The 24,163-nt window shown below is 61.4% G+C and carries 21 protein-coding genes; 7 read left to right on the top strand and 14 right to left on the bottom strand.

Features of this window, described 5'->3' with window-relative positions; translation table 11 throughout:
* Nucleotides 1-5 precede the first annotated feature (5 nt).
* Complete coding sequence (locus V5E99_RS02875; protein ID WP_499800787.1) at nucleotides 6-527, top strand: GNAT family N-acetyltransferase; 522 nt, start codon at nucleotides 6-8, stop codon at nucleotides 525-527.
* A gap of 1 nt (nucleotide 528) precedes the next feature.
* Here V5E99_RS02875 and V5E99_RS02870 read toward each other — a convergent pair whose 3' ends face one another.
* Complete coding sequence (locus V5E99_RS02870; RefSeq protein WP_499800785.1) at nucleotides 529-1,221, bottom strand: aspartate/glutamate racemase family protein; 693 nt, start codon at nucleotides 1,219-1,221, stop codon at nucleotides 529-531.
* A gap of 78 nt (nucleotides 1,222-1,299) precedes the next feature.
* On the opposite strand from V5E99_RS02870, the gene V5E99_RS02865 reads away from it, so the two are divergent.
* Entirely contained in the window at nucleotides 1,300-2,067 is a 768-nt protein-coding gene (locus V5E99_RS02865) for an AraC family transcriptional regulator (protein WP_499800783.1), read from the top strand.
* Between the two features lie 70 nt (nucleotides 2,068-2,137).
* On the top strand, nucleotides 2,138-2,632 hold the full coding sequence (locus V5E99_RS02860) for a hypothetical protein (RefSeq protein ID WP_499800781.1): 495 nt from the start codon (nucleotides 2,138-2,140) through the stop codon (nucleotides 2,630-2,632).
* Nucleotides 2,633-2,656: 24 nt separating this feature from the next.
* On the opposite strand, the gene V5E99_RS02855 is transcribed toward V5E99_RS02860, so the two are convergent.
* From V5E99_RS02855 to ccoN, 3 genes are all read right to left on the bottom strand, one after another.
* Complete coding sequence (locus V5E99_RS02855; protein ID WP_499800780.1) at nucleotides 2,657-3,043, bottom strand: putative Ig domain-containing protein; 387 nt, start codon at nucleotides 3,041-3,043, stop codon at nucleotides 2,657-2,659.
* Between the two features lie 376 nt (nucleotides 3,044-3,419).
* Nucleotides 3,420-3,641: a hypothetical protein gene (locus tag V5E99_RS02850; RefSeq protein ID WP_499800779.1), complete on the bottom strand. Its 222-nt coding sequence runs from the start codon at nucleotides 3,639-3,641 to the stop codon at nucleotides 3,420-3,422.
* 8 nt (nucleotides 3,642-3,649) lie between these two features.
* Nucleotides 3,650-5,077, bottom strand: coding sequence for a cytochrome-c oxidase, cbb3-type subunit I (gene ccoN, locus V5E99_RS02845; protein WP_499800778.1), 1,428 nt, complete (start codon nucleotides 5,075-5,077; stop codon nucleotides 3,650-3,652).
* 375 nt (nucleotides 5,078-5,452) lie between these two features.
* Here ccoN and nirA point away from each other — a divergent pair, with 375 nt between their 5' ends.
* From nirA to V5E99_RS02830, 3 genes are all read left to right on the top strand, one after another.
* Nucleotides 5,453-7,126 carry a nitrite reductase NirA gene (gene nirA, locus V5E99_RS02840; RefSeq protein ID WP_499800776.1) on the top strand — a complete coding sequence of 558 codons (1,674 nt, stop codon included), beginning with the start codon at nucleotides 5,453-5,455 and terminating at the stop codon, nucleotides 7,124-7,126.
* Entirely contained in the window at nucleotides 7,123-7,602 is a 480-nt protein-coding gene (locus V5E99_RS02835) for a DUF934 domain-containing protein (protein WP_499800775.1), read from the top strand. Before nirA ends, V5E99_RS02835 begins: the two co-directional genes overlap by 4 nt.
* A 171-nt stretch (nucleotides 7,603-7,773) precedes the next feature.
* A complete protein-coding gene (locus V5E99_RS02830; RefSeq protein WP_499800773.1) occupies nucleotides 7,774-8,742 on the top strand; it encodes a hypothetical protein in 969 nt (322 codons plus the stop codon).
* 141 nt (nucleotides 8,743-8,883) lie between these two features.
* Here the strand turns inward: V5E99_RS02830 and V5E99_RS02825 are convergent, their stop codons facing one another.
* Entirely contained in the window at nucleotides 8,884-11,244 is a 2,361-nt protein-coding gene (locus V5E99_RS02825; protein WP_499800772.1) for a tetratricopeptide repeat protein, read from the bottom strand.
* A gap of 217 nt (nucleotides 11,245-11,461) precedes the next feature.
* Between V5E99_RS02825 and V5E99_RS02820 the strand changes: the two genes are divergently transcribed.
* Nucleotides 11,462-12,133 (top strand): DUF3313 domain-containing protein, encoded by a 672-nt coding sequence (locus tag V5E99_RS02820; protein ID WP_499800771.1) that lies wholly within the window; start codon nucleotides 11,462-11,464, stop codon nucleotides 12,131-12,133.
* Nucleotides 12,134-12,258: 125 nt separating this feature from the next.
* Here the strand turns inward: V5E99_RS02820 and V5E99_RS02815 are convergent, their stop codons facing one another.
* From V5E99_RS02815 to V5E99_RS02775, 9 genes are all read right to left on the bottom strand, one after another.
* Nucleotides 12,259-14,772: a fused MFS/spermidine synthase gene (locus tag V5E99_RS02815; protein ID WP_499800769.1), complete on the bottom strand. Its 2,514-nt coding sequence runs from the start codon at nucleotides 14,770-14,772 to the stop codon at nucleotides 12,259-12,261.
* 199 nt (nucleotides 14,773-14,971) lie between these two features.
* The gene (locus tag V5E99_RS02810; protein WP_499801089.1) at nucleotides 14,972-16,507 is read right to left on the bottom strand and encodes an arylsulfatase; all 1,536 of its coding nucleotides are present in this window, start codon (nucleotides 16,505-16,507) and stop codon (nucleotides 14,972-14,974) included.
* 129 nt (nucleotides 16,508-16,636) lie between these two features.
* The gene (locus V5E99_RS02805; RefSeq protein WP_499800767.1) at nucleotides 16,637-17,665 is read right to left on the bottom strand and encodes an HAD family hydrolase; all 1,029 of its coding nucleotides are present in this window, start codon (nucleotides 17,663-17,665) and stop codon (nucleotides 16,637-16,639) included.
* Nucleotides 17,662-18,864: a hypothetical protein gene (locus V5E99_RS02800; RefSeq protein ID WP_499800766.1), complete on the bottom strand. Its 1,203-nt coding sequence runs from the start codon at nucleotides 18,862-18,864 to the stop codon at nucleotides 17,662-17,664. The genes V5E99_RS02805 and V5E99_RS02800 overlap by 4 nt, the downstream gene beginning before the upstream one ends.
* A gap of 218 nt (nucleotides 18,865-19,082) precedes the next feature.
* Entirely contained in the window at nucleotides 19,083-20,663 is a 1,581-nt protein-coding gene (locus V5E99_RS02795; protein WP_499800765.1) for a VWA domain-containing protein, read from the bottom strand.
* A gap of 1 nt (nucleotide 20,664) precedes the next feature.
* On the bottom strand, nucleotides 20,665-21,657 hold the full coding sequence (locus V5E99_RS02790; RefSeq protein WP_499800763.1) for a vWA domain-containing protein: 993 nt from the start codon (nucleotides 21,655-21,657) through the stop codon (nucleotides 20,665-20,667).
* Nucleotides 21,644-22,231, bottom strand: coding sequence for a DUF4381 domain-containing protein (locus V5E99_RS02785; RefSeq protein ID WP_499800762.1), 588 nt, complete (start codon nucleotides 22,229-22,231; stop codon nucleotides 21,644-21,646). Before V5E99_RS02785 ends, V5E99_RS02790 begins: the two co-directional genes overlap by 14 nt.
* A complete protein-coding gene (locus V5E99_RS02780; protein ID WP_499800761.1) occupies nucleotides 22,228-23,163 on the bottom strand; it encodes a DUF58 domain-containing protein in 936 nt (311 codons plus the stop codon). Before V5E99_RS02780 ends, V5E99_RS02785 begins: the two co-directional genes overlap by 4 nt.
* A complete protein-coding gene (locus V5E99_RS02775; RefSeq protein WP_499800760.1) occupies nucleotides 23,160-24,140 on the bottom strand; it encodes an AAA family ATPase in 981 nt (326 codons plus the stop codon). The genes V5E99_RS02780 and V5E99_RS02775 overlap by 4 nt, the downstream gene beginning before the upstream one ends.
* Nucleotides 24,141-24,163: the final 23 nt, after the last annotated feature.

Below are 24,163 nucleotides of genomic sequence, written 5' to 3'. Positions count from 1 at the left end.
TCGCCATGTCCGCCACCGACCCCGTTATCACCCTCCAGCGCTTCAGCGAATCCCACATCGACGGCATCACCGCGCTCTACAACGATCCCGCGATCACCCGTCAGGTGCTGCAAATGCCGTTTCAGTCTACCGAGGTCTGGCGCAAACGCCTGGCGCCGGACAACGAGCGGGTGGTGCAACTGGTGGCGCTGCATCAGGGGATGATCATCGGCAACATCGGGCTGGAGCAGTTCTCGCGCATCCGCCGCAGCCACGCCGGCAGCATCGGCATGGGCGTCGCCGGGGCGTGGCAGGGCAAGGGTGTGGGCTCGAAACTGTTGGCCGCGGCGCTGGACATCGCTGACAACTGGATGAACCTGCGCCGGGTCGAACTCTCGGTGTATGCCGACAATGAAGCGGCCATCGCGCTGTACCGCAAGTTCGGTTTCGAAGACGAAGGCCTGTTCCGCGACTACGCCGTGCGTGACGGCGTGCTGGTGGATGCCTTGAGCATGGCGCGTCTGCGTTCCATGCCCAAGGTGGGTTGAGTCAATCGCCTAAAGCAAACGCCACCGCCGCCCGCGCATGCAGCGCGGTGGTGTCGAGCAGGGGCAGGGCGCTGTGCTCGGGTTTGACCAGCAAGGTGATTTCCGTGCAACCGAGGATGATCGCCTGGGCGCCGCGCGCGGTCAGTGACTCGATGACGTGTTGATAGACCTGGCGCGACGCTTCGCTGATCACCCCGACGCACAACTCGTCATAGATGATTCGGTGCACGGCCTGGCGCTCATCCGCCTTGGGTATCAATACCGTCAGCCCCATGGCTGTGAGGCGATCCTTGAGAAAGTCCTGCTCCATGGTGAACGCCGTACCGAGCAACCCAACCTTGAGCGCCCCGGCCTCCACCGCCGCTTGGCCGGTCGGGTCGGCGATGTGCAGGAATGGAATGCTGATCGCCGCCTGAATCTGCCCGGCCACTTTGTGCATGGTGTTGGTACACAGCACCACGCAATCGGCGCCGCCGGCCTCCAGCCTGCGCGCGGCATCCACCAGAATCGCCGCCGCATCGTCCCAGCGCCCGGCGTGCTGGGCCTGTTCGACAGGCCCGAAGTCGACGCTGTACATTAGCAATTGCGCCGAACGCAACGGCCCGAGTTGGTTTCGGACCTGTTGGTTGATGAGGCGATAGTATTCGGCGCTGGACTCCCAGCTCATGCCGCCGATAAGGCCGATGGTGCGCATGTTGTGCTCCTGTTGTGGGCAACCCTTTGTTTGAGAGTCTCCCGTGGAATCGAGCGCCGATCTATCAGGAAATTTCAGATGCTGAGCCAACGCCTGCTGGGCGACAAAGTGTGCCTGCAACTGCTCCCGCGCGCGGCCTACAGCGCCCGTGACCCCGCGCAGTGGCACACGCTCGGCGTGACTCTGGAGCGCCAGCAAGGCGTGCATGCCATCGATTCCGACCGACGGGTGGACTTCGACACGCTCCCCGGCGTACTGGCGCACACCCCGGTCGGCGTCGAGGTGTTTTCCGAATCGGCCATTGGCGGCGAATACCTGTTGTTACGTCTGGACGAGTCGTTTGCCCGTCAGCACTTGCCTGCGGTTGACCACCGCATGCAATCCGCCGGGCATGGGCGGGCGCTGCGGTTGGCGAGGGACATGCGGCGTTTGCTGCTGGTGCCGCAATCCGACCGGTTGGCGTTGGAGGAAGCGGCGCTGGCGTTTATCGATCTGGCGAGCAGACCAACCGACACCCCACAACGAATCACGTCCAAAGCCTTCATCCGGGTGCTGGACCAGATGGCGGAGCAATTCCACCAACCGCTGAGCCTGGAGCAACTGGCCGACACGTATGGACACAATGAACTGCGCTTTCTACGCGACTTCACCCGCGCCATCGGCCTTACGCCCCACGCCTACCTGATTGAAATCAGGCTGCAAGCCGCACGCCGCCTGATCGAACAGACCGACTTGCCCCTGGCCAGCATCGCCCTGGACGCCGGGTTCGCCCATCAGTCGCACATGGGCAGCGCCTTTCGTAAACACCTGGCCATGACCCCCAGCCAGTACCGCTCGCGCTTTTAGTCATACGCCGCCCGCGCGCATCTGCCATGCTCAAAGTCCGCAGCACCGCTTCAACCTAAGGAACACCGCAATGGACGACGTACGGCAACTGGGCGAGATGCTTCGCCACTACGCAGAAAGCGAAGCGCACAAGAAGCAATTGTTTGAATCGCAATCGGCCGTGTGGGCGAAGCGCATTGGTGAGCTGTTCGATGAAATTCAGTTGTGGCTGGAACCCGTCGGCGCACCGAATCTGCTGGAGGTTAGCCGCGAGGTGTACGTTGCCTGCGGGCCGAGCGTGCCGGTCGAGACCTCGACCTTCAACACCGAGAAACTGACAATCGTGATTGCCGGCAAACCGGTGGAATTCGTGCCGGACGTGATGGGCACTGGCGGCCAGATTTCCCTGGCGGTGATGGGCCTGACGGCCGCGCGCTATGGCAGCATTTCCCTGGTCTGTCTGCCGCCATCTGCTAGCTGGCAATGGCGCAAGACCAACGGCCTGAAAGACCCGGATACGTTCAGCTTTGATGCGAACTTCCTGGCGTTGCAGTTGCAGAGCCTGATTCCCCGCGAGCGCGGTTGATCAAACGCCGGGCGTTGTGTTGTATCAATCGTTCACAACGTTCAGCGTGTAGGTTCGTTGCGCCGCTTGCCCGGTGCACTGAGTGCCGTAAGTGTTGAGGTATATCGAGACTTCATACTGGCCGGGCGCTGTCGGTGTGCCGATGATCTCGGCAAGGTTCTGGCCTTGCTCATAAACCAGTTTCAACCCTTCAGGCAGTGGCTGTGCCGGGTCGACATAAAATCCGGCAACGGCGACGTTGGGTCTTTTTACCTCGACGCTGACGCGATAAGGCTTGCCCGCTGTCGCGCTCGCGAGACTGTCGGGTTGAATTGCCAGCGGTGCGCGTCCGGCGCAGTCTGCCAAGGTGCTCAGCTCACAGCCGCCGAGCAGCAGCGAGAGCGCGATAATCGAAAAAAGTGCGCGTTTCATCGTGGACTCTTTTATTGAGGATCAAGGGATTTTGCTGAATACGCGCTCGCACCTGTCTGTTTGAACCCATCCGCGATTTTTCCTGGCAGTGTGATGCCCGCAACCTGATCGTCTGGCGACACGTGACTTAAGTTGCTCGTAGACCTTGTTTTTCTCGAACGGGTCTTGCGGCGTCCCGATAGAATTGGCCAGCGCCGCAACGGGTGTCATCTGGCTGACTGCTGCGGTCACGGCCGTCGCCGCCGTCGCCGCCGTCGCCGCCATGACTTTGACGGCGCTTACCGGAGCAGCCTAGACCAATCCGCCGCCCAGAAACGAGCGACTTCCATCGCGGTGTCGACGAACGAACGTGACACACATCATCTGAAGCCAGTACTCAAACCTCCAAATTCCCCCATCCAGGTTTAGCCTCTTCAGGCGCCACGGCCTTCACAATCTTGCCCGTCGCCAATTCCACCCGACGCGCCACCTCTGGATCATCAGCAAACGGAATCAGGCTTGCATCCTCCAGGCTCTCGGGCGTCTGGTGTTTCAGGCAATACTCAATCGCCAGCCAAAACCCGATCACCCCGAGCAGATTCAACATCATCTCGATCATTTCAAACCTCACGCAATCTGCGCTTCACGCTCGGCCATCGCCACGTCCGCGACCCGCACGGTGCGCCAGCAGTTGTAGGCCATCAGCAGCATGCCCGTCAGGAAGAACACCCCGCCGGCAAACCGCACCACAAACCCCGGATGGCTGGCCTGCAAGGCTTCGACGAAGGAGTAGGTCAGCGTGCCGTCGTCGTTGATCGCGCGCCACATCAAGCCTTGGGTGATGCCGTTGACCCACATCGAGGCGATGTACAGCACGGTGCCAATCGTGGCCAGCCAGAAGTGCAGGTTGATCAGCGGTGTGCTGAACATCTGCTCGCGACCGAAGACTTTCGGCACCATGTGGTAGATCGCGCCGAAGGTGATCATCGCTACCCAGCCGAGGGCGCCGGCGTGAACGTGGCCGATGGTCCAGTCGGTGTAGTGGGAGAGGGCGTTCACTGTTTTGATCGCCATCATCGGCCCTTCGAACGTGGACATGCCGTAGAACGCCAGGGACAGCACCAGAAAACGCAGGATCGGGTCGGTGCGCAACTTATGCCAGGCGCCCGAGAGCGTCATCATCCCGTTGATCATCCCGCCCCAGCTCGGCGCCAGCAGGATCAGCGACATCGCCATGCCGAGGGACTGCGCCCAGTCCGGCAGTGCGGTGTAGTGCAAGTGGTGCGGGCCGGCCCAGATGTACAGGGTGATCAACGCCCAGAAATGCACGATCGACAAGCGATAGGAATACACCGGCCGCCCGACCTGTTTCGGTACGAAGTAATACATCATCCCGAGGAACCCGGTGGTCAGGAAGAAACCCACCGCGTTGTGCCCGTACCACCACTGCACCATGGCGTCGGTGGCCCCGGAATACACCGGGTACGACTTGAACCAGCCCACCGGAATCGACAGGTGATTGACCACGTGCAGCATGGCGATTACCACGATGAACGCGCCAAAAAACCAGTTGCCGACGTAGATATGCTTGGTTTTGCGCCGCACCACCGTGGTGAAAAACACGACGGCGTAGGCGACCCACACCACGGTCATCCACACCGCGCCGGAGAATTCGATCTCGGCGTATTCCTTGGTAGTGGTGTAGCCCAGCGGTAGGGTGATCAGCATGATCACGATCACCGATTGCCAGCCCCAGAAGGTGAACGCCGCGAGCGTGTCCGAGAACAGCCGCACCTGGCACGTACGCTGTACCGCGTAATAACTGGCGGCGAATTGCGCGCTGCCGGCAAAGCCGAAAATCACCAGGCTGGTGTGCAGCGGGCGCAGGCGACCGAAGGTGGTCCATGGCAGGTCGAGGTTCATTTCGGGCCACACCAGTTGCGAGGCGATAAACACCCCCATCGCCATCCCCACGACGCCCCAGACGATGGTCGCCACGACGAATTGGCGGACGACCTTGTAGTTATAGGCCTGTCCGATTGTTGCTGTGCTCATGGTCAGTTCATCCATGCAAAGTCTTGCCAGGCCACCCGGTCTGGCATGGGATGCACTGTAGAAACCCTGTCGGAAACAAAACAGACTCAGGAAAACTTGATTTATGCGGATCAGATGCGAGGCATGCCTGCGGCCATCTGCCGCGCTCTGATACGGTTTTTTAGGTTTCAGGTGGGTCTGTAACGTGCTGCGCCGCAGGTTCATAGTCGCTCCCGTCGAACGAGCCGCAGAGCCCGACTCCTAACGCAATCCCTGTGGGAGCGGGCTTGCTCGCGAAAGCGCTGTGTCAGGCGACATCAATGTTGAATGTGCCGCCGCCTTCGCGAGCAAGCCCGCTCCCACAGGGGCTGTGTCTAATCCTGATGAGGTAGCGAGATGTATCAGTACGACGACTATGACCGGGCGCTGGTGTTTGAACGGGTCGCGCAGTTTCGCGATCAGGTCGAGCGCTTCATGGCCGGGGAATTGAGCGAAGAGGAATTCCTGCCCCTGCGTTTGCAAAATGGCCTCTACATGCAAAAGCACGCCTACATGCTGCGGGTGGCGATCCCCTACGGCACTCTCGGCGCCGGGCAGATGCGCACCCTGGCCAGCATTGCCCGGGACTTCGACCGTGGCTACGGTCACTTCACCACCCGGCAGAACATGCAGTTCAACTGGATCGAACTGGCCCAGGTGCCGGACATCCTCGAACGCCTGGCCCAGGTGGAAATGCACGCGATCCAGACCTCGGGCAACTGCGTGCGCAACATCACCACCGAAGCCTTCGCCGGGGTCGCGGCGGACGAGTTGATCGACCCTCGGCCACTGGCGGAGATCCTGCGGCAATGGTCGACCATCAACCCGGAATTCCTGTTTCTGCCACGCAAGTTCAAGATCGCCATCTGCTCGGCCAAACAGGACCGCGCGGCGATCATGATGCATGACATCGGCCTGTATCTTTACCCCGGTGCCGACGGGCAAATGCTCTTGCGCGTGATCGTTGGCGGCGGGTTGGGGCGCACGCCGATCCTCGGTTTGCAGATTCGCGAGGGCTTGCCATGGCAGCATTTGCTGTCCTACGTCGAAGCGGTGCTGCGGGTCTATAACCGCCATGGCCGGCGGGACAACAAGTACAAGGCGCGGATCAAGATTTTGGTGAAGGCGCTGGGCATCGATGCTTTCGCCAAGGAAGTCGAGGAGGAATGGCAGTGCCTCAAGGACGGCCCCGCGCAATTGACCGACGTCGAATATGAGCGGGTCGCCAGTGCCTTCGTCCCGCCGCTTTATCAATCGCTGGCGGGCACCGATCTGGATTTCGGCACGCGCCTGGCTCAGAACCCGGCGTTCGCCCGTTGGGTCACGCGCAACGTGCAGCCGCACAAAGTACCGGGTTATGTCAGCGTGGTGCTGTCGACCAAACCGGGCATCGCCTCGCCACCGGGGGACGTCACCGCCGAGCAAATGGATGCTGTGGCCGATTGGTCCGAGCAGTTCGGTTTCGGCGAGATCCGCATCGCCCACGAACAGAACATTGTGCTGCCGGACGTGACCAAATCGGATCTGTACGCGCTGTGGTGCCTGGCCTGCGATCAAGGTCTGGGCTGCGCCAATATCGGTTTGCTGACCGACATCATTGCCTGCCCGGGCGGTGACTTCTGCGCACTGGCCAACGCCAAGTCGATCCCGATTGCCCAGGCGATCCAGGCACGTTTCGAAGACCTTGATTACCTCCATGACCTGGGCGACATCAGCCTCAACATCTCAGGCTGCATGAACGCCTGCGGCCATCATCACATCGGCAACATCGGCATTCTGGGCGTCGATAAGAACGGCAGCGAGTGGTACCAGATCACCCTCGGCGGCGCCCAGGGGAAAAACAGCGCGTTGGGCAAAGTCATCGGCCCGTCCTTCAGCGCCGCCGAGGTGCCCAATGTGATTGAGTGCATCATCAGCACTTTCGTGCGTTATCGCGAGAGCGAGGAGTTGTTCGTCGATACGGTGCAACGCATTGGTCTGGAGCCCTTCAAGGAACGGATTTATCCGAAAGTGCTGGAGGTCTCGGCATGAATAATTTGTTGCGGCTGGAGGAGGGGGTGGCACGGATCGACGGGGATGATCCGTGGACATTGGTTCGGGAAATCGACGCTGAATTGCCCTCGGGAGCGTTGATTCTGCCATTGGCCCGCTGGCTCGAAGATCCGGTGCAGCAGGGTGTCTGGCTGGGGCCGGATGATGAGGTCGAGCCCTTGAAACCCTGGTTCCACCTGCTGCCGCTGATCGCCCTGGATTTTCCGAGTTTTCGCGATGGTCGCGGTTATAGTCAGGCGTACCTGCTGCGCACCCGGTTGGGCTGGACCGGCGAATTGCGCGCGATTGGCGACGTGCTGCGCGATCAACTGAGCCACATGCGCCAGTGCGGCTTCGACAGTTTTGCGGTGCGTGAGGATAAGTCTGCAGAGGACGCGCTCAAAGGGTTGGCGGGGATGAGCGTGTTGTATGGGCGTTCGGTGATTGAGCCTCGGCCGTTGTTTCGTCGGCGGTAAGCACAGCAAGAGCAAAAGATCGCAGCCTTCGGCAGCTCCTACAGGTGTACTCATAGGCGCTGCCGAAGGCTGCGATCTTTTGCTTTGGAGGTTGACGACCTTTTGGTAGAGTCCGCCGCACTCAGCGGTTTTTTGGCTGCATGGACGAAATCAAGAAGGGAGTCTGGCGTTGTGAGCTTCGGCAAGAAGATTTTAGGGCTGACGGCAAGTTTGCTGATGCTGACCCTGTGGGCGGGTTATTTTTACGTGTTCCAGGAAAACCGTGGCGGGCAGTTGGGTGGCGCTTATGACAGCAGCGCCTGGTGTGGCACGCCACCGTCCGCCGATGCGTTGTCGGCGGGCAAGGATCAATTGACCCTGCGCGTCACCAACAACCTGCGTGGCGAGTTCATGCTCGGCGGTTCGGTGATCGTGTCCGAGCGCACGTTCAACCGCTACGACCTGGGCCGTAACGAATTACGTCTGCGTCTGGAACCGTTGCAATGGTCCTACGGCGCCACGCCGATTTTCCTCGAACAGGTGCGGATCAAACCCCTGAGCCGCAACCTCGCCGCCGACAACAAAAGTGCCTACGCCGAGCTGGAGCCGCGACCGATCAACGTGCAGGGGCGGGCCACCGAATTTCCTTTCGATACCTACCGCTACGGCTACAAACCGGTGCTGTATTACCTCAAGGGCACTGAGCGCATCGACTTGCGCTTTCGCCACATCACCACGCTGATGGAGATGTCGAACACCTTCATACCGATCCAGAAGTACAACCGTGCGGAGTACATCAACGAGAAAAACCCGATGGTGCGCGAGGAGGACTACAAGCCTTATGCGACCACGGAATGTGCGTTCAGCGTCGAGCGCAAGGGCTCGTTCAAGGTGATCGTCCTGCTGTTGTTGCTGGTGATTTGCCTGCCGCTGATGCACGTGTTTTATCGCGACGAGCCGGGGATCGACTTTCTCGCCACGCTGGTGGGGATTGGTGCGGTTCGGGTGTTGCTGATCGGTCCATTGCAGGATTTTCAGCTGTACAACATCGACTTTTTGTTTGGCGCGGCGATTCTGCTGGTAGGGACGGTGTCGTTGATCAAGGCGATGCGGGCCAATAGTCGGAGGGCGCTGGCGGCGCAGAGCGGGTCGACCTGGTGATCGTTTAACGGCTGGCCCATAACCCCGTAGGAACTGCCGAAGGCTGCGATCTTTTGATCTTGCTTTGGGATCGAGAAGAGCAAGATCAAAAGATCGCAGCCTTCGGCAGCTCCTACGGGGGAACGGGGTGGGGCTGTCCGGTTATTTCAACGCCGGGTCCCCCATGTTCATCTTCTTCCAGCCCTGCAACAGCACCTGGGCCTTGGGTTCCTGGCCGTTCTCCAGGTAGTACTGGATCAACGACAACCGCGCATTACGATTCGCCGGCTGGACCTTCAACAGCCGCTCCAGCTCCTCGCACGCCTCATTCACCTGGCCGCTGTCATGCAGCGCCACGGCCAGTACATACCCGTACTGCGCGCTCTGGGGCTCCAGCGCGGCGGCTTTGTGCAGCAGCGGCATGGCCTGGGCGGTTTTGCCGGCACGGATCAGCGACAAACCCTGGGTATGCAGCAACAGTGCAGCGTCCGGGTGGTCCTTGACGCTCTGTTCCAGCAGCGCTTGCGCCTCGGGCCCGCGCCCATTGGCCTCCAGCCATTGCACCAGGGTCACCAGCGCCGGGTAGAAATCCGGATCACGTTTCAGGGCTGCGCGCAGCAGCGGTTCGACGTCCGCCGTGCGACCACTGGCCTGATAGAGCATCGCCAGGTTGAGGTTGGCCTCAGCCCGTTCCGCCAGGTTTTTTTGCACGTCCTCGTACTCGGCAATGGCCGCTTCCCAGTTCGCTTGAGCCGCGCCCAAACCGTTGCGCGCAACGCTCAGCAAATCCCGCGCGGCGACAATCCGTACGGCTTTCACCGGATCGCCAAGCAACGGCGTCAGTAGCGGCGCACGCTCCGGTGGCGGCAGGAACGCACTGATCGCCCGCACCGCGCTTTCACGTACTTGCGGCGCCGGGTTGCTCAGGTCCTTGGTCGCGAGTTTCAGCGCTTGCTCGCTCGGGTATAGCGGCAGTTCGGCCAGCAGCGTCGCCCGTTGAATCGCCGGCAGGTTGCTGCGCTGCAATTGCTCATACAGGGCTTGCGCGGCACCCGGTTGGCCATTACGGATCAGCCACAGGCTTTCGTCATAGCGCGGCGCCTGCACAGCAGATGCCGAAGCCGTGTTCCAGAGCTTGAATTGCTCGGTGACCTTGTCCCCGGCCTTGCCCTGGTGACAGGTCAGGCAGGCATCCGGCGTGCCGAGTCTCGACGCCCGTTCGGGGTTGGGAATGCTGAAGCTGTGGTCATGCCGGAAGTCGTTGCCCATGTAGAACTTGCCCGGCATGTGGCAATCCACGCACTGGGAACCCGGTTGGCCCATGGTGTGTCGGGTGTGTTCGATGGAATCGTAGTTCTTCGCTTGCAGGCCTTTGCCATCGACACCTTCGACCGAAGTCTTGCCGGCGGTGTTGTGGCATTGCAGGCACACGCCGTTCCCCGGTGCCTTGAGCTCGGTGCTGTGGGGGTTGTGGCAGTTGCTGCAGCGCACACCCTTGTCGAACATCTTGCTTTGGGCGAAGGAGCCGTGTTCGAACACTTCGTCCTTGATCTTGCCGTCCAGCGCGTACAACTCGCGGGTCAGTGTGCTTGGCAGATAGTCATCCATCAGCCGTTTGCCGACGGTGTAGCCATCCCCCAGCGGTGCCCGGCGCGAGTGGCAACGGGCGCAGGTTTCGAGCTCGACGGTGGCGTTCTTGTCCTTGAGGTCGACGGCAAAACCGGCGTGGATCAGATCGGTTTTTTTTGCCGTCCATTCCAGGTGATTCGAGGCCGGACCGTGACAGGCCTGGCAGCCGACGCCCAGGCTGTTCCAATGACTGTCAAAGGTGTTTTTCACTGCATCGAAATTGCGCTTGTAGCCGGTGGTATGGCACTCGACACACATGAAGTTGGCATTCTGGCTCGGCTTGCTCCAGTGCAGCGGGTTCTTGAAGTTCACGCCCTGGCCCGGATAGAGGTGAAACCAGCGCTGCTTCTCGGTATCCCAGGCCACGCCCAAGGCTTGCAGCCGACCTTCGCCGACCTCGATCAAATATTGCTGCAGCGGTGCGATGCCGAAGGTGTAGGCGACTTTGAAGTCGCTATTCTTGCCATCGATCCCCGGTGTGTTGACCCAGAATTCGTCACCCTTACGTGAAAACAGGGTGGTCTCTTTTTCGGCCTTGAAGGTGACGTTGTTGAAGTCCCCCAACATCGTGCCGGTGGCGGCGGGTTGCATCGCCAATTGGTGATGGGAACCTTGCCAGTCCTTGACCTGGCCGGTGTGGCAGCCCTGGCATTGTTGCTCGTCAACCATCGTTGCGGGCACCGCAACGGCTACCGATTTGGCCGGTTGAACGACGGGGGCACTGACCGGCACAGGCTTCGCAGGCGTTGGCGTGCTGCTGGCGAAAAGAAACCAGCCAATCGCCGCCACGGCCACTAGCAAAATGCTGATGGTCGCGGGGAACAGGTAACGGTTAATCAGGGTCGGTGGCGAATCAGGGTTTGGGTTTGCTACTTTATTTTTATGCTTCAGCATTGCGACTTCCGTAGTCCGAGTGCGTTGGCCATTCAGGGCGCGCTTTGAAGCTCGATGCAGCTTTGCCGGATGGCACGCGTCTGTCAAATGGGCTTTGTGCGGTGCGCCACAGCCTTAGATGAATATTCGATGATGCGGCCGGCAGATTATTGATATCTGGCTATAACTACCTGTGCGTTTTCCGTCGCGTTATCGACCCTCTTACAGGAGTTACAGCATGAAGCTTGCGTTAATGATGAGCACACTGTGCATTGCCTCGATCGGGGTGGTCGGTTGCTCCAGCAAAGTGGTCGAACCGGATCAGTATTCAGGTTTTCTCAAGGACTACAGCCAGCTCAAGGAAGCCAAGTCGCCATCGGGCGCCGAGGTCATGCGCTGGATGGACCCCAAACTCAATATCAATAAATTCACCAGCGTCTACATCGAGCCGACCCAGCTCTATCCCAAGCCCCAAGCGACCGTGAAAATCCCCCAGGCCACCCTCAATGGCATCACCGGTTACTACGACCAGGCGCTGAAGCGCGAACTGGGTAAATCCTTGCCATTGGCCACCGGCCCGGGGCCCGGCGTGATCGTGGTGCGCGCGGCGATCACGGCGGTCAGCAGCAAGACCGAAGGCCTGAAACCGTATGAAGTGATCCCGATTGCGTTGGTGGCCGCAGCGGTCAGCACCGCCAGCGGGATTCGCGATCAGGAAACCACCCTGGCGACGGAGGCGGTGTTCCTTGATGGCAGCAACAACAGCGTGGTGGCGCAGGTGGTGCGTAAAGGCACCGGCAAACCGCTGGAGAACGATACCCAGGTGATGAAGACCGATGACGTCAAAGGCGTGATCGATGGCTGGGCTTCGGATTTGCATCAGTCGTATTTGAAGCTCAAGGCCAGGTAAACGCCTGAAAGCTTCGCGAGCAAGCCCGCTCCCACAGTGGATCTGTTTGGTCACACATATTGTGTACACCAGAGTTCCACTGTGGGAGCAGGGTTGCTCGCGAAAGCGCTCTTCCAGGCACAAAATCACTCCCCGACAAACCACCGGTAATACGGATTCCCTCCATCCCCGCGCATCACCTCGCCAATGTCCCGTGCCCAGGCGTCACGATCCCCATCGTAAGCATGCAAACTCGCCCGGTAAAACTGCATCAAGCGCTGGCGGTGTGCGTTCATTCGTTCGTTGAAACCGGTGTCGGCATTCACCAATGGCGGCGCGCTGTGCAAGTCGAGCAGCGCCGGCAATACGCGGCTGATCTCTTTGGCGCGCACCCACGGTGCGTATTCGATACGCGGGTGATCGTCGGTCACTGCTGGGGCGTCAGCGGCAAAACGTTCGAGCCCCGCGCGGTCCGTCACCCAGGTCGACAACAACGCCGCCGCCGAACCAATGCCCACGTCCTGCAAGGTGCTGCGAACGCTGTCCTGCTGGAAGCGCTCACTGATTTTCGCCGCATCCAGTTCAATCGGCTCCAGCGAACCCACCAGCAGCATTTCGTGGAACTCACTGGTCCACAGCGTCGCATAGGGGAAGACGTCGAGAAAGCTGCGTACCAATGAGCGCGAGTCGTCGATGTTCTGGGTCGGCAGCGGTAGCCATTGGGCGACCAGGCCGTTTTTCTCCAGGCGGCTGGCGGCCAACTGGTAGAAATCCCGGGAATAGAGATTGACCACACCGGCGGCGGAGGGCGGTGGCGGTTCGAGGGTGATCAGGTCGTAAGTTTGCGGACTGCGCAGCAGTTCCTGGCGACCATCGCGCAGGCGCACGTCCACGCCCGAATCGGCAGCAGCATTGAAGTTGCCCTTGAACAGTGGCGCGGCTTTGACCACCGACGGCAGCAACTCGGCGACCACCCGGTGTTCCAGCCCCGGATAACGGGTCAGCGCACCCGCAGTGATGCCGGTGCCAAAACCGATTACTAGCGCCGAGCGCGGTTCGCCGTTGTGGATCAGCAGCGGCAGCAGTGCCTGGATGCGCATGTAGCGCAGGGATGGCATGGCGTCGCCGGTGTTCGAGACTCCTTGAATGTACAAGCGCTGAAAGGCTTTCGCGCCCTTGCCCTGGGTGACCACGGCGACGGTGCCGCCGCGTCCCTCTTCGTAGAACGCCAACGTACCGTTACGTGCACCGGGCAACAGGCTGGCGAGTTTGTCGACCGGCGTCAGCAACGCCAGTGCCACCGACAACAAACCGATGGCGACCACACCCTGGCGCCGGCCTTTCTTCACATGGTGACCTTTGCGCACGGCGAAGTAACCAATCCCGGCGGCGACAATCGCCAGCAACCCAAGGGTACGCACCAGCCCCAGCAACGGGATCAACACAAAGCCGCAGAGCATCACGCCGATGATCCCGCCGAGGGTGTTGAACGCCACCACCGCGCCGACGTCCCGGCCGACCCGCTCGCGGCCCACGCTCAAGCGCAAGGCCAGGGGGAATGCCGCGCCCAGTAGCAGGGTGGGCACAAACACGATGCTCAGCGCCGCCACGGCAAACCGGGTGCTCATGCCCACCAGTTCACTGGCACCGAATGACAGCACCCAGGCTTCGGCGCCACTTTGTGCGAGCACCAGCCAGCGTCCGAGCAGGGCGATTTCCAGCAGTGCGATCAACCCGGCGCCTGCAATCAACAAACCGAAGATCCCCCAGGGATCGCGAAGGCGATCAACCCGACGGGCCAGCAATGCGCTGCCCAAAAACAGCCCGGTGAGGTACGTCGCCAGCACCACGGCGAACGCGTAGGTGCGGGTGCTCATGAACTGCACGATCGATTGCGACCAGACCACCTCATAACCCAACGCCACGCCGCCGGCGATGGAGTACAGCCACAGGGCCAGGCGATCCGGGGCTTTTTCCGTGTGATGTTTCACCGGTGCATCGGTCGTCAAGGGACGATGGCGGTGAAGCCATAATGCACCGGCGGCGGCCAGCAGGTTCAGCATCGCCGCCGCCAACGCGCTGCCACGCACGCCGAGGGTGGCGATCAGTACAAACGCCGCGAGCAGGGTCCCGGCGATGGCGCCGGCGGTGTTGGCGGCATACAACTGCCCGCCAGCCTTGCCCAGTTGCTGCGGGTCGGCGGCCAGTGAACGCACCAGCACGGGCAGCGTGCCGCCCATCAACAACGCCGGGAGGCCGACCAACGCAAACGGCAAGACCCAGGCCAGTAACCCGACGTGATTCTCCAGCCAGGCGAAGGGGCTGGCCGACAGGCTCATGGCGAACGTCGCGCTGACGCCCAGTACCGCCACCGCGACTTCCAGCCCGGCGTAGAGCAACACCGGTTGCTGCAAGCGATCGGCCCAGCGGCCGAACAGCAAACCACCGAGGGCCAGCCCGGCAAAAAACGCGCTGATGCCGGTGGTGATCGCATACACCTCAACGCCCACCACCAGCGACAGTTGCTTGATCCACAGCACCTGATACACCAGCGCTGCGGCGCCGGAAACGAACAACAGCAGGGCGGGGATCAGCAGCGCCGGGGAGGCGACGTGAGGGGCAGGTATGGCCGACGACTTGCTGGCGACACGTGAGGACATTGCGGATTGCCTTGTACAAAATTCGAATTCAACACAAACCTGCGTAGGCGCTGCCGAAGGCTGCGATCTTTTGATCTTTAGCGATCATGCCAGTGCCGAAGATCAAAAGATCGCAGCCTTCGGCAGCTCCTACGGGGAATGTGTGCTCATTCTGGAAAAGAGCCGCTCGCCGATGAAGGCGAGCGGAGGTCAAACGGTCTTACTGTGCAGCCGGTGCCGCTTTCATTTTTTCCGCGATCTTGGCATCTACCGCAGCACGGATCTGGTCAATGCTGAAGCTTGCCGGTTTCTGGCTGGGTGGGTACTCGATGAACGTCTGCAGGAACGCCGCAGCCTTGCCCACCGCTACAGCCGCCAGGTAGACGTTTTTGGTGCTCCAGTCGTAATACTGATCGGAAACCACGTCAGCCCGTTCATACGGGTCCATCCTCAAGTTGAAGATTTTCGGCACCCGCAGGCACACAAACGGTTCACTCCAGACCTTGAAGCCGCCCGGTTCCCGTTGTTCGCAGAACACCGCTTTCCAGTTGTCGAAACGCATGGAAACCAGCACGCCGTCATCGTTGAAGTAATAGAACTCCTTGCGCTCACCTTTAGGCTGTTGGCCGGTCAGGTACGGCAGTTGGTTGAAGCCGTCCAGGTGCACTTTGAAGTTGGTGCCGCCCGCCGTTGGCGCATAGCCTTTGAGCAGTTTGCCTTTCACATCGGCATCGCCCGCCGCTGCGAGCAGGGTCGGGAACCAGTCCATGCCCGAGAACATCTCGTTCGACACTTCACCGGCCTTGATCTTGCCCGGCCAACGAATAATCGCCGGCACGCGATAGGCGCCTTCCCAGTTGGAGTTCTTCTCGTTACGGAACGGCGTGGTTGCCGCGTCCGGCCAGGAGAACTGGTTCGGCCCGTTGTCGGTGGTGTAGACGACGATGGTGTTGTCGGTGATTTTCAGGTCATCGAGGGTTTTCAGCAGTTTGCCGACGTCGCCGTCATGCTCAAGCATGCCGTCCGCGTACTCGTTGCCGGGCATGCCGCTCTGGCCTTTCATCGAATCGCGCACGTGGGTGAACAGGTGCATGCGCGTGGTGTTCATCCAGACGAAAAACGGTTTGTCAGCCTTGGCCTGTTTCTCGATGAACGCTTGCGCTGCGGCCGTGGTTTCGTCGTCGATGGTTTCCATGCGCTTGACGGTCAGGGCGCCGGTGTCTTCGATCTTGCCGTCCGCGAAGCTGTGGATCACCCCGCGAGGGGCGTTGGCCTTGACGAAATCCGCATCATCTTTGGGCCAGTACGGGCGTTCGGGTTCTTCTTCGGCGTTGAGGTGGTACAGGTTGCCGAAGAACTCGTCGAATCCGTGGTTGGTCGGCAGGTATTCGTCCCGGTCGCCCAAGTGGTTTTTGCCGAACTGGCCAGTGTTATAACCCAGACCCTTGAGGGCTTGGGCGATGGTGATGTCGCGTTTTTGCAGGCCGACCGGGGCGCCCGGAATGCCGACTTTCGACAGGCCGGTACGCAAAGGCGTCTGGCCGGTGATGAAGGATGACCGTCCTGCGGTGCAGCTGTTCTCCGCGTAGTAGTCGGTGAACATCATGCCTTCCTTGGCAATGCGGTCGATGTTCGGAGTCTTGTACCCGACCACGCCCATGGAATAGGCGCTGATGTTGGTCTGGCCGATGTCGTCGCCGAAGATCACGAGAATATTGGGTTTTTCAGCAGCGCCGGCCGTAGCCGAAATTGCCATCACCGAGGCTGCCACCAAGGCGAGTTTCGGTAGCCACTTGCGTATGCGAGTCATCTGACTTGCTCCTTTTGCTCACTTGCGTCGCTTTGATGCGACAAACGTTTATTGCAGTCCTGCGTCACGCTTTTGTTATTGCACTTGCTCGGGTGCGGCGGCCTCGAAAGGGTAGATCCGGCGCCATTCGGCAGCCATGTCCACGATAGTCCAGCCACGGGATTTTGCTTCGTCCAGCGCCTTGTCCAGCTTGCCGATCTGCGATTGGCGGTCGTAGGCCCATTCGCGTTTTGCGTCGGTGTGATGCACCAGGCCCATGAAACGTTTGCCGCTGCCGGCGGCGGTCCATTGCAGCATTTGCAGGTCACCGTCGGAGTTGCCGAAGGCCAGGATCGGACGGCGGCCAATCACCGCGTCGATGCTTTCCGGTTTGCCCGGGCCATCGTCGTTGTGCGCCAGTTTGGCGGTGCGCAGGATCGACGGCTGGCCGTCCTTGAGCTGATAGGCCGTGACGAACGTGGTGCCGATCACTTGCTCCGGCGGGATGCCGTAGACCTTCTCGGCGAAGGCGCGCATGAACGCGGTGTCGCCCCCGGAAACGATGTAGGTTTTGAATTGCTGGCTGCGCAGGTAGTCGAGCATCTCCAGCATCGGCTGGAAGATCATCTCGGTGTACGGCTTGCCGGTTTTCGGGTGGCGGGCCTGGGTCAGCCAGGTCTTGGCGTAATCGTCGAAGGCTTCGGTGGTCATGCCGGTGTGGGTGGCGCCGAAGATTTTCAGGATGCCGTCCATGCCTGCGGCGGCCAATGCCTTGTGATCGTTTTCCAGCACTGCCTTGAACGGCTGGGTGGTTTGCCATTCCGGGTGTTGCGGTGCGGTGCGCTTGACTTCGTCGAAGGCGAACAACAGCTCGAAATACGCCGGCTGCTCGCTCCATAGGGTGCCGTCGTTGTCGAACACGGCAATGCGTTCGGCGGGTTGGACGAAGTCCTTGCTGCTTTGATCGGTGACTGCCTGGACGAACTCGATGATGCTTTTCTTCGCCGGGCCGTCGTTCCATGACGGCAGCGGCTCGGCGGTCTGGGCGAAGGCTGGCAGACTTATGGCCAGCGCCAGTAGCAGGCTCAGCCCGAAGCGTTGACGGCTTAACATCGGGTTCGTCATGGGAAATCCTTCTCGTGAACGGGGTTGAGTGGCCGTAACGCGCCGGGCGCCGGGGCCTTGTGGTGTTCGACCTGACTATGTAGCGTAGCCAAGGATTGCTGGAGTTGGCGCAGGGCCTGACCTTCGGTCGGTTGACGGCCGTAACAGGCGCGTAACAGCGTTTGCAGGCGTGGGCCGAGGTTGGCCAGTTTCAGCCCCTGGCCACTGCGTCGGGTCCACAGGTACAGGGCGCTCAGTTGCGCGGGTTTGCCTTCGATTTGTGGCGAAATCTGCTGCCAGGCATAGTCGGCCGATTGCCGGAAGGCGGCCTGTCGCGCGCGGCGCCGGGCCTGCCCTTCGAGCCAGGCGCGACGGACGAGCGGGCGGGCGAAGTAGCCGAGCAGCACCACGATCAGCAGCAGCGCCAGCAGCCCGAACCAATGCCCGGAGAGGTGCACGCGGCGTTGCTGGCCGAGTTTTTTCAGGTCTTCGCTGATGGAGAACACCGGGCGATAGGCGCTGTTCGCGGCTGCATCGAGGGTAATGGCCGGTACCTGGGCGGTACGGGTTTGTCGGGTGCTGGCGTCCCACCATTTCACCTCGATGGCGGGTAGGGTGTGGTGGCCTTCGGTGTCGATCCGGTAGATCGCGGTGTCGATGCGCTGCCCGCCGTTGAAGTTGCCGCGACCGTCGTCGAGGGTGCTCACTTGCGGGGATTTCAGGTAACGACTCAGGCCCGGGACATCGGCCAACGACGGGGGCGGCAGTGACATCGCCAGGGCGCCGTCGGCTTGCAGCGTCAGTTGCCGGGTGAGGCTGTCGCCGACTTTCAGCGGGGTTGCCGAATTGAAGACTTTTTGCGTGAAGCGAAGGCCGCTCGCTACCAATACGGCTTCACCGGCCTGGAACCCTGGCGGTTGAGCCGCCGTGAAATGCAGTGGCTGACTTTGCGCGTTCAACGGCCTACTGGCCTGGGCGGGCGTGGCGTGGACGGTCAACGCCGGAATGTCGAAACCCCGGGCCAGGTTCGGCGTAATCAGGTAGCTGTAGCGCAGGCCGTTAAAGGACTTGCCGTCGACGGTCTGGTTCAGGTGTTGCGCGTGGCCGTTGGGTGGCATCATCAGCGCGCCGTTGAGTTTCAGGTCGGGCAGGGTGGGGGCGTCGGTGAACCAGGTATCGCTGAGGACGTCGAGTTGCAGTTCGACGAGGCTGCCGACCATGATTGAATCGGTGGGTTGCAGATGGGCCTGGACGCGGAGTTCGGGTTCGGCGGCAAGAGCATTAAGGCTGGCAAGGCAAATGAGCAAGGTGCTGAATGCTGTGGTGATCGGGCGGGTGCCAGCGCGAGCAAGCTCGCTCCCACACTGAACCTGTGTGCGCCGCAACTCCCCTGTGGGAGCGAGCTTGCTCGCGATGGCCACGACTCGGTCCAGAAGGATCATGGCTTGCCCCTCGCCTGATCCTGCAAACTGAACTTCTGCTTCAAAAACTTCGCCGGCGAGGTACTGAGGTTCTGCAACCACACTTCATCCGACGCCGCTTGCTCGGTCTGCACCGGTTTGCTCTGGCCCTTGCCCGGCGCCTTGTCCATTTTGATCTCGTCCGGCTTGACCTCGGGGGCGTTCTGTTCGGCGCTGTCGGTGTCTTTTTGCAAGGCAATGGCCAGCGCCAGGTTGGCCGTGGCTTCGGGGAATTGCGGCTGCAATTTCAGCGCCTGGGTATACGCCGAAATCGCCTGGTCGAATTTGAAACGCTTCACATAGATATTGCCCAGGTAGAAATACGCTTGCGGCGTTTCCAGGCGCGCAAAACTGGCCAGCGCCAGGTCGTAATCGGCGGCGTTGTAAGCGGCGATGCCTTTCCAGTAGGGGTCGACAAACAGCGCCGCCGCCTGAGGGAAATGCTCATGTTCAAAAGCCCAGCGACCTTGCTGATCCCGAGTGAAAAACGCATCGGTCAGGGCACTGGCTTCGGCGCCGGTCGGTTGCAGGCCAATGCCCAGCGCCAATAGCAAACCGGCCATCCAGTTCAGGCTCCAGCCCTTGCGCACACTGAAAAACGCGATCAGCAGCAACGGCCAGCACAGCCAGTAACCGGCGTCTTTCCAGTGCAACTCCCGCTGTTCATCGCTGGCGCTCTGGAAGTGCTGCTGGGCGTGCAGGTCGATCCAGTCGAGGTCATCGTTGTTGAGCGTCAGGCTGCCCAGCGGTGCGTCCACGGCGGAGGCCAGTTGTTTGAGTGCGGCTTGATCGAAGCTGCCCAGAGCCGGGCGACCATTGCTGTCCGTGCGCGGCTGGCCGCTGGCGTCGTGGATGATCCCGCCGTCCTCACGGCCCACGGCGAGGATCAGCACTTGTAGCTGACTGTCATCGAGTTGCTGGTCGAGGCCGTCCAGTTGGGCTGTGTCCGCGCCATCGGTGATCAGCAGCAACGTGCCCGGGGTTTTCTCGGCGGCCAATAGACGCTTGGCTTGCTCGATCACCGCGCCGACGTTCTTCCCGGGTTTGGCGATCAGGTCGGTGCTCAGGGCCTGGATAAAGGTGTCGAGCAACGCCGGATCGTCGGTCGGCGGCAACACCAGGTGGGCACTGCCTGCGTAAGCGATCAAACCGCTGCGGGCGCCGGCACGACGCTGAATCAGGTCGTGGAGTTTGTGTTTCGCCGCTTCCAGGCGACTGGGCTGCAGGTCGGTGGCGTCCATCGACGGCGACAGGTCGATGGCGATGATCAACGGTGCGCGGTTTTCCAGGAACTCCGGCCGATCCTGTTCCCAGGTCGGCCCGGCCGCCGCGAAGGCGCCGAGGATCAACATCGCGCAGACCAGATGCACCGGGCGCAGGCGATGTTGGTCCTGGGGCGTGATCAACAGGTGCGGCAGCAAGTGCTCGGCGATGTTGCCGCGCAAGCGCCGCTGCAAATCATGGCTACGGCGCCACAGCAGTGGCAGCAGTGCGCCGAACAGCGCCAGCAATAGCCAGAGCGGACGGAGGAAATGGAAGTCGCTGAGATTGATCTCCATCTCAGGCCTCCTGTCGCTGACGAGCCATCGTCAGGCGCGGACGGAGCAGGGCGCCCAGGTGATAAAGCGCGAGCAAACCCATCGCCGCGCCCAACGGCCACCAGAACAAATCACGCTTGGGCTGATGACTGAGGGTTTTCACCTGATGCGGGGTGAGTTTGTCGAGGGTGCTGTAGACCTGATCCAGCGCGCTGCGGTCTTCGGCGCGGAAGAACTGGCCGCCGGTGGCCTCGGCGATGTGCTGCAAGCCTTGCAGGTTGACCTTGGCCTCTCCTTCCGCCGTTGGGTCACCGATGCCGATGGTGTGAATCACCACGCCTTTGGCTGAAGCCATGGCCGCCGCGTGGTCCGGGGTAATGGCGCTGCTGGTGTCGTTGCCGTCGGTGAGCAGGATCAGCACTTTCTCTTGTTCGTGGGCCTGATCGAGCAGTTTCAGGCTCAGGCCGATGGCATCGCCAATCGCCGTGTTGGGGCCGGCCATGCCAATGCCGGTGTCGTCCAGCAACAGCGACAGGCTGGCGTGATCGAGGGTCAGCGGTGCCTGCGGGTAGGCGCCGCTGCCAAACACGATGAGGCCCAGGCGATCGTCTTTGCGCTTGTCGATAAAGCCGTGGACCACCTCCTTGACTGCCGCCAGGCGATTGATCTTCTGGCCGTCGGCGTCGGTGAAGTCCGTGGTTTCCATGGACTGGGAAATGTCGATGGCCAGCATCAGGTCGCGCACCGGTTGTTGGCGTTCGATGGGCTTTTCGACGAACACCGGGCGCGCGGCGGCCACCAGCAGCAATGCCCAGACCAGCAGATTCAACAGTAACTGCCAGCGATTGTTGCGACTGCCGGGTGCGCTCGGTGCCTGGCCGATGGCGCGGCTCATGGCGCTGAAAAACGGCACCCGCACGGCGCTCCGGGCCTCGCGGTAAGCGGGCAGGTAGCGGTAACCGATCCACGGCAATGGCAGCAGCAGTAACAGCCAGGGGTAATCAAGCTGCCACATGATGATGCTCCACCCAGCGTTTGCAGGTGTCGAACAGCTGTTGGCGGTGTTCGGTCGGTAGTGCCCGTAAAGTTGCATCGGGCGCATAGGCCAACTGCGCCAGTTGTTGGCTGAAATCCGTCGGCAATGGCTGCGAACTGTGCCGCGCCAGAAAGGCTTGCCACTCTTCACCCCCCAACGCCGCTGTCCCCCTGTAGGAGCTGCCGAAGGCTGCGATCTTTTGATCTGGATTTTCAGCGCTTTCGGCGCCGCCCAAAGATCGCAGGCTTCGCCAGCTCCTACATTGTCCGTGTGTATCTGGGATGGAGAGGGCCACTCGCTTGAGCAACTCCGGGAGTTCGCGAAGGGCGGCCAGATCATTGCTGCGCCGCTGCAATTGCGCCAACCGCACCAACGCCTCGCGCCGATACCGATCCCGCCGCCACTGCCAAACCCTGCGCGCACTCACCAACACCATCGCTAGCACTAACAGGCCCAGCAACAGCCACCAGCCCCACGTCTGCGGCGCATAACTGACCGGCGCGGGTAATCCCAACTCCTTGAGTTGATCGATGCCCGGAATGTTCGGGTTCATCGCCGGCCGCCGCTGAGCTTGCCCAGTTCGGTGCGCAGTTGGGCCTGGGCTTCGGTGGCGGTGCTGAACATCATCAGCGGCACCTGACTGCGGCGCAGCAACGTTGCGACGTCCTTGAGCCGACCGCTGAGAAAATCCCCCAACGGCTCATGCACGCGGCGTTGCTCCACCGCCAGTTCCACTTGCAACTGGCCCTGAGTGATCAGCAACCGCCCGTTCTTCGGCAGGTTCAGCGCCAGCGGGTCGTAGACCTGCATCGCGATCACGTCGTTATGGGTCGCCAGTTGCCGCATCAACTTCAAGGTGCGTTCGCCGGCCCCGGCGAAGTCGCTGACGATGCAGATCAGGTGATCGTGCCCGGCAACCGCCAGGCAATGCTGCAAGACCTTATCGAGTTGGTCCTCATCCTCGGCGTCGGGGTTCGCGGCGTTCAATGCCTGATTCTGCTGGGCGATGCGGCTGCATAGCGCTTCGAGCCGTTTGCGGCTGCGCAGCGGGGCGATGCTGTCGATGCGTTGGTCGTTGAACACCAAACCGCCAACCCGGTCGCCGCCGTTGTACACCATCCACGCCGCCAATGCGCCGAGTTCAGCGGCGATCGCCGATTTGAAACTGCGCTGGGAGCCAAAGAACATCGACATGCGCTGATCCACCAGGATCAATGCCGGGCGATCACGCTCCTCGGTAAAGGTCCGCACCACCGGTTTGCCGGTGCGCAGGGAGGCGCGCCAATCCAGATGCCGTAAATCGTCACCCGGCTGATAGCGGCGCAACTCATCGAAATTCAAGCCACGACCGCGCAACCGCGAGGCATGGTTGCCGGCGAGGATGCTGCCCTGGGGCTGGCGCGCCGTGAAACTCAGGTCACGGGCCTTGAACTCCAGCGCCATCAACTGCGCCAGAGAGACATAGACCAGCCCATCGGGGTTCATGCGGGAATCGCCACTTTATCGAGCAAACGGTCGAGCACCTGATCGGCTGTCACGCCGTCCGCGACCGCGTCGTAGCTCAGTTGCAGGCGATGACGCAGCACCGGATGCACCACGGCCCGGACGTTGTCCGGCGACACAAAATCCTGCCCTTGCAACCAGGCATCGGCGCGGGCGCAGCGGTCCAGGCCAATCCCGCCCCGAGGACTGGCGCCGATGGCGATCCAGCGACCGAGGTCGGCGTCGTAATCCGCCGGGTGGCGCGTGGCGTTGATCAGGTCGATCAGATACGTGTCGATGGCCGGGGACACATGGATGCCGCTGACTTCGCGACGTGCAGCGAAAATCACCTCTTGGGACAGCGCAAAACCGGGCACCGCTGCGGTTTTGGCGCCCAAGGCAAACTCTTCCTCACGGAGCAATCGCAGCACCTGGCTCTCGTTTTGCGCGCTCGGGTAATCGAGCAACACTTTCATCAGGAAGCGATCCATCTGCGCTTCCGGCAGGGGATAGGTGCCTTCCTGTTCAATCGGGTTTTGCGTCGCGACCACGATGAACAGTTCCGGCAGTACATGGCTGTTGCCGGCCACGGTGATTTGCCGTTCTTCCATGGCTTCGAGCAACGCCGCCTGGACCTTGGCCGGGGCGCGGTTGATTTCGTCGGCCAGGATCAAATTGCCGAACAGCGGTCCGGGCTGGAAACGGATTTCGTTCTTGCCCTCAACCTGATGCAGCACCTCGGCGCCGGTGATGTCCGACGGCAGCAAATCCGGGGTGAACTGGATGCGACTCATCTTCGCGTCCAGGTGCTTGGCCAAGGCCTTGACCGTGCGGGTCTTGGCCAGGCCGGGCAGGCTTTCCAGCAACAAATGGCCGTTGGCCAACAGGCCGAGGAGGATCTGGCGGATCACCTGGTCCTGGCCGAGTACCGATTCGGCGATGCTGGCTTGCAGGGCGTTCAGATCATTGAGTGCGGTCATGGGCATTCCCTTTCTCAAATGCA

Origin of the sequence: Janthinobacterium sp. LPB2021202312-11-4, assembly GCF_037049705.1 — a bacterium.
In the GTDB taxonomy this organism is placed as follows: domain Bacteria; phylum Pseudomonadota; class Gammaproteobacteria; order Pseudomonadales; family Pseudomonadaceae; genus Aquipseudomonas.
This window is presented reverse-complemented; position numbering and strand designations above follow the sequence as displayed.